This is a genomic window from Virgibacillus sp. AGTR (assembly GCF_016919725.2).
In the GTDB taxonomy this organism is placed as follows: domain Bacteria; phylum Bacillota; class Bacilli; order Bacillales; family Amphibacillaceae; genus Virgibacillus; species Virgibacillus salarius.
This window is the reverse complement of the sequence record NZ_JAJERH010000006.1, coordinates 15244-28173: the sequence shown is the minus strand read 5'-3', so window position 1 is coordinate 28173 and position 12930 is coordinate 15244. Positions and strand designations below refer to the sequence as shown.

Here is a 12930-nt window from a genome sequence, read left to right as displayed (position 1 = left end):
CAATGGGGAAGAATGTTTTAATCGTTGGTGCGAGTGGCGATATTGGTGTGGCAATTGCTAAACAATTGGCAGAGCAAAATTATCAGCTTATTCTTCATTACAATCATAACAAACAGGCACTTGAAGCTTTCCGTAAAAGTATCGAACCGGAAAAAATTCTTTCTATGCTACAAGCAGATTTAAGTAATGCAACTGCTTGCAAGGCCTTTGTTAAGCAGCTCGTTTTCCCTATTGATGCAGTTGTTTTTGCAAGTGGCAAAGCACACTTTGGTTTGTTTCAAGATACACCCGAAGATGTAATGGATGAGATGCTCCAGCTTCACATAAAATCGCCTTGGATGATCGTAAAAGAATTATTACCGTCCATGATTCATACAGGCGGGCAAGTTATTTTTATTACATCTATTTGGGGTGAACAAGGTGCCAGTAATGAAGTCATTTATTCATCTGTAAAAGGTGCACAAAATAGCTTTGTAAAGGCCTTAGCTAAAGAAGTGGGACCGTCGGGCGTTTCGGTAAATGCAATTAGTCCGGGCTATATCGAAACCAAAATGAACCAACATCTTTTAGATGAAGAGAAAGCAGAAATTATAGCTGATATTCCGCTAAATCGAGCTGGGAAGCCAGAAGAAATTGCACATATGACTAGTTTTTTACTTTCCGGGAATAGTAGCTATATTCAAGGAGAAATAATCAATGTTACCGGTGGCTGGTAATCTAGCCAACAGTTTTGATATGTTCACTTTTGTTCCTTCATGCATGTATAAACAAGGAAATAATTCAAATACTATGCATGTAAAAATATTGAAGGAGGAGAAAGTATGTCAGTTCTTGATAACTTTGATTCGTGGAAAAGTTTCCTTGCAAATAAGCTTAATCAAGCACAAGAGCAAGGGATGAGTGAACAAACGATACAAAATATGGCACAAGAGGTCGGCGACTATCTTGCACAAAATGTCGACGCAAAGAATAATGAAGAGGCAATTTTACGTGATTTATGGAATGCCGCTTCAGAGGATGAGCAACAAGCTATTGCAAATACAATGGTGAAATTTGTGCAAAATCAAGGCAATACAAAATAGGGACTATTTTGTATTCATTTACGAAGTTGTTTATTTTTAAATAAACAGCTTCTTTTTTTTATTTCTTATGATAATCTCTTTTCACTTGGAGTAAAATCCTTTATTATATAGTTATATCGTTAAAATTAAATTGAAGAAGGTCTGTAAAAAAGTTGTCACTTAAAGGAGCTTTTTATGGAGAAGACAGAATGGTATCTTGAATATGAAATTCAAATTAACCGACCTGGTTTACTTGGTGATATTTCGTCGTTATTAGGTATGTTATCCATAAATATTATTACAATTAATGGTGTGGAAAATGCACGTAGAGGTATGCTATTATTGTCGCAATTTGATGAAAATATAACACGCCTAAAATCAATTTTAGAAACAATGGACATGATCAACGTTACTAAACTTCGAAAGCCTAAACTCAGAGATAAAATGGCAGTGCGACATGGAAGATATATACATAGAGATGTTGACGATCGTAAGACCATTCGATTTGTCCGTGATGACCTAGGGCTATTGGTTGATTTTATGGCGGAGTTATATAAAAAAGAAGGTCATAAATTAATTGGGATTCGCGGAATGCCAAGAGTTGGCAAGACGGAGTCAGTTGTAGCAGCTAGTGTTTGTGCAAATAAGCGATGGCTGTTTGTATCCAGTACGTTATTGAAGCAGACAGTTCGTAGTCAATTAATCGAGGGAGAATACAACCCAGATAACATTTATATCATTGATGGAATGGTTTCGACAAGACGTGCTAATGAAAAGCACTGGCAGCTAATTCGAGAGGTTATGCAGCTACCTGCTATAAAGGTAGTTGAACATCCGGATATATTTGTACAATCAACAGAGTATAAAATGGATGACTTTGATTACATTATTGAACTAAGAAGTTATGAGAATGAAGAAATTACGTATGAACCTATTGAAAGACAACAATTTAGTCAAGAAGATGGATTCTCTACGTTCGATTTTTAAAATGGATGGTGTTTGAAATGGAAATTGGAGCAAGGCTAAAGGAAGCAAGGGAGGCAAAGAACCTCTCATTAGAAAGTTTGCAGGAAACAACAAAGATTCAAAAAAGGTATTTACTTGCCATAGAAGAAGGTAATTTACATATTCTACCAGGAAAATTCTATGCAAGAGCATTTATTAAGGAATATGCAAATGCAGTAGGACTTGATCCGGATGAATTGATGGAAGAATTTAAAGAAGAAGTACCGAAAACGGAAGAACCTGATGGAGAGCAGCTAAGTAGGATTCAACGGACTCGTAAGGAGACGAATGCCGAAAAGACTCCTTCAAGCTTTTCGATCTTCCCTACGATCATCGTCGTGTTACTAATTATTGGTATTATCGTAGTTGCCTTGATCTTTATTAATCAAAATATGTCGGGAAATGCTAATAATGAAGAAGTGAAAGAAGACGATAGTGTTGTGATTAATGATGATAAACGTTCAAAACAACCAGCAGAAGAAGATACAAAGAGTGATGAAGAAAATAAAACTGATGAAAGTGATGAAGCTCAGAACGATAAAAATGATGAATCAGAAGCAGCTTTTTCTGTCATAGAGAAAGGTGAAGGAAGTACTCCGGAATCGATTGTTGCCTTCAATTATTCTGGTGAGGAAGTGGAGGCAACTCTTGAAGCTGAAGGGGATACATGGCTTGGTGTTAAAACGGAAGATGGGGAAACGTTCTTTGAAGAGGCTATGTTTAATGAGGAAAAATCACCTTTAGAACTGAAGCTTACAGGGAAAGATCGTGTGTTCTTCAAAATCGGTAATGCATCTGTACTTACGATTACCATTAATGGAGTGGAAATGGAATATCCAGTTGACCCACAAACCGTAAGACAAAATATATGGATAGAATTAAATCAAGAAGCTGAATAACTGATAAGCCCTTCCTTTCAACTTGTTGGGAAGGGTTTTAATTTATAGATGCTTACACGAGGAGGATGTATAAATGAATGTACCAAATAAAATAACGTTATCTCGAATACTTTTAATACCAGTTTTTATTATTTTAATGAGTGTGCCATTTGATTGGGGATCGTGGGACATTGGTGAAGCTCAATTACCTCTGACTCATTTTGTTGCTGGATTATTATTTATTGTCGCCGCCGCTACTGATTGGATTGACGGCCACTATGCAAGAAAATACAATTTGGTAACAAATTTAGGTAAGTTTTTAGATCCGCTTGCAGATAAGTTACTTGTTTCAGCAGCATTAATCATACTGGTAGAAATGGGGGTAGCTCCAGCATGGGTAGTTATCATTATTATCAGTAGAGAATTTGCAGTCACAGGTCTTAGACTTGTTGCTGCTGGTGAAGGAATTGTTTTAGCAGCTGGGAGTATGGGTAAATTGAAAACGGCAACGCAGATGATTGCTATAGCAGTATTACTACTGCATAATTTTCCGTTTGCCTATATAGGATTTCCATTTGGACAATGGATGCTGTATATTAGCCTGTTCTTTACTATTTTATCTGGGGTTGATTATTTCATGAAAAACTGGCATGTAATGAGGGATTCAAAATGACCAAAAAAGTGAAAGCTGAGATTATTGCTGTAGGAACAGAATTACTGCTCGGTCAGATTGCAAATACGAATGCGCAATGGCTATCGCAGCAACTTGCTCAGTATGGAGTTAACATATATAACCATGTTGTCGTCGGTGATAACCTACGCCGCGTCGAAGAGGCATTTAGACAAGCACATCTGCGATCCGATATTATTTTAGTAACTGGTGGGTTAGGGCCAACAGAAGATGACTTAACAAGAGAGGCTTTTCAAGCATTATCGAATTTATCGATGGTGGAACACAAGCCTTCCATGGATAAAATACAAGCATATTTTCATAAGCAAGACGTTGAGATGACCCCGAATAATCGAAAGCAGGCTCGTGTTTTTGAAACAGCAGATGTTTGGAAAAACAGTGTAGGGATGGCTCCAGGGATGATGGTAACATTTGAAGGTCGGAAATGGATATTTTTACCTGGTGTTCCCAGGGAAATGAAATCACTTGCTATCGAGCATGTATTCCCAACGATTCAGCAAATGGTTAGTCAGCATGAAATCATAAAATCTGTCGTATTAAAATTTATAGGAATAGGTGAGTCCAAGCTAGAACATGAACTGCGGGACATGATTCAAGCCCAGACAAATCCGACTATTGCACCGTTAGCCCAGGATGATGGGATCGTGATTCGGTTAACAGCTAATGGAGAATCAGAGCAACAAGTAGATGAATTACTAGATAAAACCAAATCAAAAATTTTAAATTTAGTAGGTCACTATTTTTATGGAGTCAATCAAGCCACGCTAGAAGGGGAAATTGTAGAACTGCTAAGGAAAGATAGCAAACAACTAGCAACTGCTGAAAGTCTAACAGGAGGACTATTCTCCGGAAAGCTTTCATCTGTTCCTGGTGTTTCTGACGTGTTTCGTGGAGGCATTGTTTCATATAATAACGAGGTAAAACAAAATGTTTTAGGCGTACCACCTCAGGTGATTGAGGAATATGGTGCTATTAGTAAGGAATGTGCTTTAGCAATGGCAAAAAACGCAGCAACGAAACTCAATGCATCCATCGGTATTGGGTTTACTGGAGTTGCTGGACCTTCAGAAACAGAAGGAAAGTCTGTTGGTACAGTATATATTGCTATATATGATCAAGCTGGACATACGATAAGAGAGAAATGTCAATTTCAAGGAGATCGAGATACGATAAGAAGAAGAACTGTTCAGAAAGGTTTAGAGCTTTTGTACAATCATTTAAAATGATAAAGTTAGCAGAATAATTGAATGGATAATTACATAGTTACGCGGAAATCTATTCTATAATTCTTTTTCCTTTTGTTATTCCCCTCTAAAAAAGGGAACATTTATTCGTTTTTTGCTTGGCAAAAGGTCGAAAACCATGTATGATGTAAGTAGATTATTAAAGGAGGACGACGCTTTGAGTGATAGAAAACAAGCTTTAGATATGGCGTTAAGACAAATAGAGAAACAATTCGGTAAAGGTTCCATTATGAAACTTGGAGAACAAGCTGAACAAAAAATTGCTACCATACCGAGTGGTTCACTAGCATTAGATGTTGCCTTAGGTATTGGAGGTTATCCGAGAGGGAGAGTAGTTGAAATTTATGGTCCAGAATCCTCTGGTAAAACAACTGTAGCTTTGCATGCTATTGCCGAAGCACAGCGTCAAGGTGGACAAGCTGCGTTTATCGATGCAGAACACGCATTAGACCCTACTTATGCCCGTGCTTTAGGAGTGAATATTGAAGAATTACTCCTTTCACAGCCTGATACAGGAGAGCAAGCATTAGAAATCGCCGAAGCGTTAGTTCGTAGTGGTGCCGTTGATATTATTGTAGTCGATTCTGTTGCAGCGTTAGTTCCTAAAGCCGAAATAGAAGGTGAAATGGGAGACTCTCATGTTGGTCTTCAGGCTCGTTTAATGTCACAGGCTTTAAGGAAGCTTTCTGGTGCAATTAATAAATCAAAAACAACAGCCATTTTTATTAACCAAATCCGTGAAAAGGTCGGCGTCATGTTTGGTAATCCTGAAACAACACCTGGTGGAAGAGCACTTAAATTCTACTCCTCTGTTAGATTAGAAGTACGTCGTGCAGAGTCATTAAAACAAGGCAATGATATGGTAGGAAATAAGGCAAGAATTAAGGTAGTGAAAAATAAAGTAGCACCGCCATTTAAACAAGCCGAAGTAGATATTATGTATGGAGAAGGTATATCCAAAGAAGGAGAAATATTGGATATTGGATCAGATTTGGATATTGTCCTTAAGAGCGGTGCTTGGTATTCTTATAATGAAGAAAGACTTGGTCAAGGTCGAGAGAATGCGAAGCAGTTCCTAAAAGAAAATACGAATGTGATGACGGAAATTCATGAGGCTATTCGCAGTCATTATAATCTTGATGATCAGCCAAAGGAAGAAGTAGAAGAAGCCGGTCAGGAAAGTTTAGATGTCTAGTCAATAATTAAAAAGTCTGGGATAAAAGTAAATAAGAAACAATCAAAACGAGCTATAATTAGTTAAAGTTGATTATAGTTCGTTTTTTTGATTAGAATTAATAATTTAGCACCTAAAATAAGCGAGACTCCCGCGGAAACGGATATATTTCAGGTTGCGATGATTATATTCCCATAGTGATAAAATAATTGTTTGTATTTTGAGTGAGAAGTTATGTTTGTCTAAAGCACTTATTAACAAAAATATTACTATCTCTTAACTAAAGTAAGTATATTTCCATTATTTACACAAGTAATAGCGACAACTTGTGACGTTTCCTTGACATTCGCATTCTACACAATTAAAATTAATACTGTATAGATTTATCATTTCAATGATATATTTTATTGTTTTCACGCATTGAAAATGCTACATGCCGACAATAATTTAATTGTACAACTTTATAGCAATAGGAGGTGAAATCATGGACAGTCTTTTACTCATCTCCATTTTGCTTGGAATCCTAATCGTCGGTATTGTTGTTGGTTATCTGATTCGTAAATCTATTGCTGAAGCTAAAATTTCTAGTGCTGAAACATTAGCTAAACAAATCGTTGATGAGGCGCATCGGAATGCAGATGCCTCCAAAAAAGAGGCGCTTCTTGAAGCGAAGGATGAAAATCATAAACTTCGCCAACAGACCGAAGATGAACTTCGTGAACGACGTAACGAAGTACAAAAGCAAGAAAATCGTCTGATGCAAAAAGAAGAAAATCTGGACAGAAAAAGTGAAACACTAGACAAGCGTGAGCTTATGTTAGAGAGGAAAGAACAGTCGTTAACAGAAAAACAACAACAAATTGAAGAAATGGAAAGCAAAGTGGAAGCTACATTACAAGAGCAGCAAACCGAGCTTGAACGCATTTCAGGATATACAACAGACCAGGCTAGACAAATTATTCTTGAAAGAATCGAACAAGAAGTTGCGCATGAATCAGCATTATTAATAAAAGAGGCTGAGAATCGCGCAAAAGAAGAAGCAGATAAAAAAGCCAAAAGCATCCTATCGTTAGCTTTACAACGCTGTGCTGCTGACCACGTTGCTGAAACAACCGTCTCAGTTGTTAACCTTCCTAATGATGAAATGAAAGGACGAATTATTGGTCGTGAAGGGCGGAATATTCGTACGCTAGAAACGCTGACAGGTATTGATTTAATTATTGATGATACTCCAGAAGCAGTAATTTTATCTGGATTTGATCCGATTAGAAGAGAAACAGCTCGCCTCGCTTTAGAAAAACTCGTACAAGATGGAAGAATCCATCCAGCACGAATAGAGGAAATGGTAGATAAGGCGAGACGCGACGTAGATGAATATATACGTGAGATTGGTGAAGAAACAACGTTTGAAGTAGGTGTGCATGGCTTACATCCAGACTTAATAAAGATTCTTGGTAGATTAAAATATCGTACAAGCTATGGACAAAATGTATTGAAGCATTCAACTGAGGTTGCATACCTTTCTGGATTGCTTGCTGCTGAACTAGGTGAAGATGAAACATTGGCAAGAAGAGCGGGACTACTCCATGATATTGGTAAAGCAATAGATCATGAAGTGGAAGGAAGTCACGTCGAAATTGGTAAAGAACTTGCAATGAAATATAAGGAACATGAGGTTGTCATTAATTCGATAGCTTCTCACCATGGCGATGAAGAGCCTACTTCCATTATCTCAGTATTGGTTGCTGCAGCGGACGCGCTATCTGCAGCAAGACCTGGTGCTAGAAGTGAAACGTTGGAAAATTATATTAAGCGATTAGAGAAATTAGAAGAGATTTCTGAATCGTTCACTGGAGTGGAAAAATCATTTGCTATTCAGGCGGGAAGAGAAATTCGCATTATGGTAAAGCCTGATGAAATCGATGATGTAGAATCCGTTCGAATCGCACGGGACATCCGCAAGCGAATTGAAGGAGAACTTGATTACCCAGGTCATATTAAAGTAACGGTAATCAGGGAAACGAGAGCTGTTGAATATGCAAAATAAAAAGTGGTCATAGACCGCTTTTTATTTTGCGTATTTTAAGGATGACTGCATATTTTTCCTTACATAATGACTAGAAATTTTGACAAGATAAACACGGTATGAAAGACTTAAAGTAATCAAAAGGATAGGATGATAAGATTAATGAAAATTTTATTTATTGGAGATATCGTTGGCTCTCCAGGTAGAAATATGGTACAGGAATATTTGCCTAAGTTAAAAGAGAAATATCGACCAAATCTTACTATTGTTAATGGGGAAAATGCAGCATCAGGTAAAGGAATAACTGAAAAAATTTATAAACAATTTCTGGAGTGGGGAGCCCAAGTTGTTACAATGGGAAACCATACATGGGATAAGCGGGAAATATATGATTTTATAGACGATGCTAAGAATATGATCCGTCCAGCGAACTTTCCGGAAAATAATCCTGGAAAAGGAATTATTTATGTAAATATTAATGGAATTGAAGTCGCTGTTATGAATTTACAAGGAAGGACATTCCTTCCACCTAGTGATGATCCGTTTACTAAAGCAGATCAATTAATAGAGGAAGCTAAAAAACGAACAAATATAATTTTTATAGATTTTCATGGCGAAGCAACTAGTGAAAAACAGGCATTAGGATGGTATGTAGACGGTCGTGCTAGTGCAGTCGTTGGTACTCATACGCATACACAAACCGCTGATGAACGCATATTGCCTGGTGGTACTGCATATATATCCGATGTAGGGATGACGGGCCCGTATGATGGAATATTAGGCGTAGAGAAAGAAGCGGTGATCCAACGGTTTTTAACTTCCATGCCTGTACGTTTTGAAATTACAAAAAAGGGAAGAAGTCAGTTAAATGGTTTTTTCGTTACGATTGATGATAAAAGTGGGAAAGCAACAAAGGTGGAGCGCATTCTAATAAATGATGATCATCCGTTTATTTATTGATTATTTGAATGTTTCGAATTATTAATGCATAATAGGGTAATAAGCTAACATCTCCAGGAATATAGTAGCAATAGAACTATAATAGTTAATGAAGGAGGTACTAGTAATGGAAGTATTAAAGGTGTCAGCAAAATCAAATCCCAATTCAGTAGCAGGTGCACTTGCGAATGTTTTAAGAGAACGCGGCTCAGCAGAAATTCAAGCGATAGGCGCTGGTGCATTAAATCAAGCTGTAAAGGCAGTAGCAATTGCTAGAGGATTTGTTGCACCAAGTGGAGTTGACCTCATCTGTATTCCGGCATTTACTGATATTTTAATTGATGATGAAGAACGTACAGCAATTAAATTAATCGTAGAACCTCGTTAGCATGATAAGCTGAATTACGAAGATTAGAGTGTTACGTAAAGCGTAGCACTTTTTTATTGTCTAGAAAATTATAGGAAATTATAAAGTTTGCCCATGTGGATAACTATGGGAATGTTGAGCTCCAGCGCCCAGAAACGAGGCTACTTCACGAATCGTCCTAATCTAAGTCATCATCGACTTGCAAGCTCAATCGTGATTCTTTTATCTCCGTCGGCTCGCTCCAGCCGCTACGCTTCTAATCGGGTGCTTTCACTTTTGTTCTGTTTTACTTTTTCTTTCAAGAAGATTAGATAGAACGAGAGAAGGGTACCAACTGTGTCCCATTAATAGCAAGCAGATCATTTCTGCTTGGCATGATGAAATTTGATTCATGTGATTTCATATTTAGCTCATATATAACTGGCAGTAATATCCTACTTCAAAGAATAAAGTGAAACCATTATGTAAGTGGGGGACCGTTTGCCAGTAAATGTCCGATTGGTTCAAAGTCCTTAAGGTCATACCCTTGTGGTACTAAGTGATGAACAAATCACCTCCACTGATTGAAGTTTCATTTTATTTGATTTGACTATGCTATAAAAGAGTGACATATTTCGTAATCTTTCACTGTCAGAAAGAAGTTTTTAGTGGCGGGAAACGGATAGATATTGTTAAAATAAGTGCGAAGCATTATACTATAATAATTGGACTTATTTGCGATGATTGAATGATAGAGAGGAGCATAAAGATGAACGAAGAACAGCGTAAACAACAAGCGCAAATTAAACAGCTGGATGCCGCGGACAGAAAATCCGGACAGGATAAACCGTTAAGTGAAAAAACAAGTGCTGATTTTGCAAAATACTTTGAAACTACCTATGAACCACCTAACCTAAATAAGGCACGAAAACGTGGCCGGGACAAGATTAATGTTCATTATGATTTTGCTATCCCAGAAGACATGGAGAAAATTGGTGAAGGAAAGAAGTTTTTAATACGTACATACGGTTGTCAAATGAATGAACATGATACAGAAGTGATGGCTGGAATTTTAACGGAAATGGGGTATGAATCCACTTCGGATACAAATGAAGCGGATATTATACTTCTTAACACTTGCGCAATAAGAGAAAATGCAGAAAACAAAGTGTTCGGTGAAATCGGTCATTTGAAGCCATTAAAATTAGAAAAGCCAGATCTCATACTTGGAGTATGTGGTTGTATGTCTCAAGAGGAGTCAGTGGTAAACCGAATTTTAAAGAAACACCAGCACGTAGACTTAATATTTGGTACGCATAATATTCATCGCCTACCACACCTTGTGAAAGAAGCCATGTTTGGCAAAGAAAAGATTGTAGAAGTATGGTCTAAAGAAGGAGATGTTATTGAAAATCTTCCGAAGGCCAGAAAAGGTAAAATTAAAGCATGGGTTAACATTATGTATGGCTGTGACAAGTTTTGTACGTATTGTATTGTTCCAATGACACGCGGAAAGGAGCGAAGTCGAAGGCCTGAGGATATTATTCAAGAGGTTCGTCATTTGGCTGCTCAAGGATATCAAGAAGTTACGTTATTAGGTCAAAATGTAAATGCCTATGGAAAGGATTTTGATGATATTACTTATGGGCTTGGAGACTTAATGGATGATCTTCATCGTATTGACATACCGAGAGTTCGATTTACGACATCACACCCTAGAGATTTTGATGATCGATTAATCGAAGTACTTGCTCAAGGTGGAAATCTGCTTGATCATATTCATCTGCCTGTTCAATCAGGAAGCAGTGAAATATTGAAAAAAATGAATCGAAAATACACAAGAGAATCTTACTTGGAGCTTGTTCGTAAGATTCGAGAAGCAATGCCAAATGCTACATTAACAACTGATATCATAGTTGGCTTCCCAAATGAGACAGAGGAACAATTTGAAGAAACGATGAGTTTAGTGGAAGAGGTTGGCTTTGAAGCTGCCTACACATTTATTTATTCACCAAGAGAGGGCACACCTGCAGCACGTAAAAAAGATGATGTACCTGAGGAAGTGAAAAAACAACGTTTATATCGCTTAAATGAGCTTGTTAACAAACAATCGGCTGCTTCAATGAAAACATACCAAGATAGGGTTGTTAAGGTTCTTGTTGAAGGTGAAAGTAAGAAAGATCCAAATGTTCTCGCTGGCTATACAGAGAAAAACAAGCTAGTGAACTTTAAAGGACCGAAATCTGCAATTGGTAAGATAGTTGAAGTAAAAGTAACAGAAGCGAAAACGTGGTCATTAAATGGTATAATGGTAGAAAAAATGGTTGAGGTGGAATAGCATGGCAGAATATACTCGTAAACAGGTACTTGAGGAAGCAAAAAAATTAGCAAGTATGCTTGCAAATACAGCAGAAATAGATCGCTTTAAACAAGTAGAAGCTAAAATAAATGAGAATAAGAAAGTGCAGCAGCTTATTACAAAAATAAAGGCACTACAGAAGCAAGCTGTCAACTTACAGGCTTATGATAAAAAGGAAGCATTAAAGAAAGTTGAAGAGCAAATCGATATCTTTCAAGCTGAAATCGATGCGATACCAGTTGTTCAAGAATTCAAAGAAACACAAGTGGTCGTGAACGATGTATTACAACTCGTAACTGGAACCATCGCCAGAGAAGTTACGAATAATGTTATTCAGTCAACTGGTGGCGATATTTTGGCAGGAGAAACAGGGTCGAAATTGAAAAACAAATCTGGCTGTAGTCATTAATGACAATCAGACAGGGAAATGATTTCCTGTCTGATTTCGTATGTAAAATTCCTACATAACTTTCCTCCTTTTCATAAATAGCTATGCACTTTAGGTATTTGTCTTGCATAAAATGACTATGAAAAAAGAGGAGGTAAAGGTAATTATGACTTTTCTAGATAAAGAATATAGAGAGATCATTACGAAAGCGGTATGTGGAAAAGGTCGCAAATTCACGCAAGCATCACATTCCATTTCGCCATCACATAGACCTTCTAGTATTTTGGGGTGCTGGGTAATTAACCACCTGTACAATGCTAAGAAAAAGTCAGAAGACACTGTTGAAGTTAATGGTAGCTATGACATTAATATTTGGTATTCGTATAATGATAATACGAAAACAGAAGCAATAACAGAAAGAGTAACGTATTGCGATATTATTCCTCTTTCCGTAAAGGATGATCATTGCCTAAACGATGACTTTGATGTTATTGCTAAGGTCGTACAGCAACCAAATTGTTTAGAGTGTAATATTGCGAATAAAGGGCATAAAATTGTGGTGGAAATTGAAAGGGAATTTATTGTGCAGGTAATTGGTGATACCAAAATTGCTGTAAGAGTTGATCCAAAGCGTGAAAAATTTGATGATGATGACAGTGATAGTTGGGATTTTGAATTAACAGATGATGAATTAGATAGTGTAGAGCCAGATTTTCTTGATAAGAAGGATTAAAAAAATTACGGGGGATTATATTCCTCGTAATTTTTTTTGTAAAATAGCTAAATTAGGCATGAATGTAAATACAAATAGATTTATCG

The 12930-nt window shown here is 37.1% G+C and carries 13 protein-coding genes; all 13 read left to right on the top strand.

The genetic code is table 11. The features are described 5' to 3' along the window. Window positions 1–2 precede the first annotated feature (2 nt). The 13 genes from ymfI (at window position 3) to JUJ52_RS04395 (ending at window position 12844) form a co-directional block, all read left to right on the top strand. On the top strand, window positions 3–716 hold the full coding sequence (gene ymfI / locus JUJ52_RS04455) for an elongation factor P 5-aminopentanone reductase (RefSeq protein ID WP_121605207.1): 714 nt from the start codon (window positions 3–5) through the stop codon (window positions 714–716). Window positions 717–821: 105 nt separating this feature from the next. Further along, on the top strand, window positions 822–1082 hold the full coding sequence (locus tag JUJ52_RS04450) for a DUF3243 domain-containing protein (RefSeq protein ID WP_026680959.1): 261 nt from the start codon (window positions 822–824) through the stop codon (window positions 1080–1082). Window positions 1083–1256: 174 nt separating this feature from the next. Further along, entirely contained in the window at window positions 1257–2048 is a 792-nt protein-coding gene (locus JUJ52_RS04445) for a YmfK family protein (protein ID WP_026680960.1), read from the top strand. Between the two features lie 17 nt (window positions 2049–2065). Continuing rightward, complete coding sequence (locus tag JUJ52_RS04440; protein ID WP_121605205.1) at window positions 2066–2965, top strand: helix-turn-helix domain-containing protein; 900 nt, start codon at window positions 2066–2068, stop codon at window positions 2963–2965. A gap of 73 nt (window positions 2966–3038) precedes the next feature. Continuing rightward, window positions 3039–3617, top strand: a complete 579-nt coding sequence (gene pgsA, locus JUJ52_RS04435; protein ID WP_026680962.1) for a CDP-diacylglycerol--glycerol-3-phosphate 3-phosphatidyltransferase — start codon at window positions 3039–3041, stop codon at window positions 3615–3617. Then, entirely contained in the window at window positions 3614–4861 is a 1248-nt protein-coding gene (locus JUJ52_RS04430) for a competence/damage-inducible protein A (RefSeq protein ID WP_121605204.1), read from the top strand. The genes pgsA and JUJ52_RS04430 overlap by 4 nt, the downstream gene beginning before the upstream one ends. 175 nt (window positions 4862–5036) lie before the next feature. After that, complete coding sequence (recA, locus tag JUJ52_RS04425) at window positions 5037–6074, top strand: recombinase RecA (protein ID WP_121605203.1); 1038 nt, start codon at window positions 5037–5039, stop codon at window positions 6072–6074. Between the two features lie 463 nt (window positions 6075–6537). Continuing rightward, a complete protein-coding gene (gene rny, locus JUJ52_RS04420) occupies window positions 6538–8100 on the top strand; it encodes a ribonuclease Y (protein WP_026680965.1) in 1563 nt (520 codons plus the stop codon). A gap of 141 nt (window positions 8101–8241) precedes the next feature. Further along, window positions 8242–9039 (top strand): TIGR00282 family metallophosphoesterase, encoded by a 798-nt coding sequence (locus tag JUJ52_RS04415; RefSeq protein WP_121605202.1) that lies wholly within the window; start codon window positions 8242–8244, stop codon window positions 9037–9039. Between the two features lie 106 nt (window positions 9040–9145). After that, window positions 9146–9406, top strand: coding sequence for a stage V sporulation protein S (locus JUJ52_RS04410; protein ID WP_021291504.1), 261 nt, complete (start codon window positions 9146–9148; stop codon window positions 9404–9406). A 727-nt stretch (window positions 9407–10133) separates the two neighbouring features. After that, on the top strand, window positions 10134–11702 hold the full coding sequence (gene miaB, locus JUJ52_RS04405) for a tRNA (N6-isopentenyl adenosine(37)-C2)-methylthiotransferase MiaB (RefSeq protein WP_121605201.1): 1569 nt from the start codon (window positions 10134–10136) through the stop codon (window positions 11700–11702). Window position 11703: 1 nt separating this feature from the next. Continuing rightward, window positions 11704–12132, top strand: coding sequence for a YlbF/YmcA family competence regulator (locus JUJ52_RS04400; RefSeq protein ID WP_026680967.1), 429 nt, complete (start codon window positions 11704–11706; stop codon window positions 12130–12132). Window positions 12133–12277: 145 nt separating this feature from the next. Then, window positions 12278–12844: an outer spore coat protein CotE gene (locus tag JUJ52_RS04395; RefSeq protein WP_026680968.1), complete on the top strand. Its 567-nt coding sequence runs from the start codon at window positions 12278–12280 to the stop codon at window positions 12842–12844. Window positions 12845–12930 lie beyond the last annotated feature (86 nt).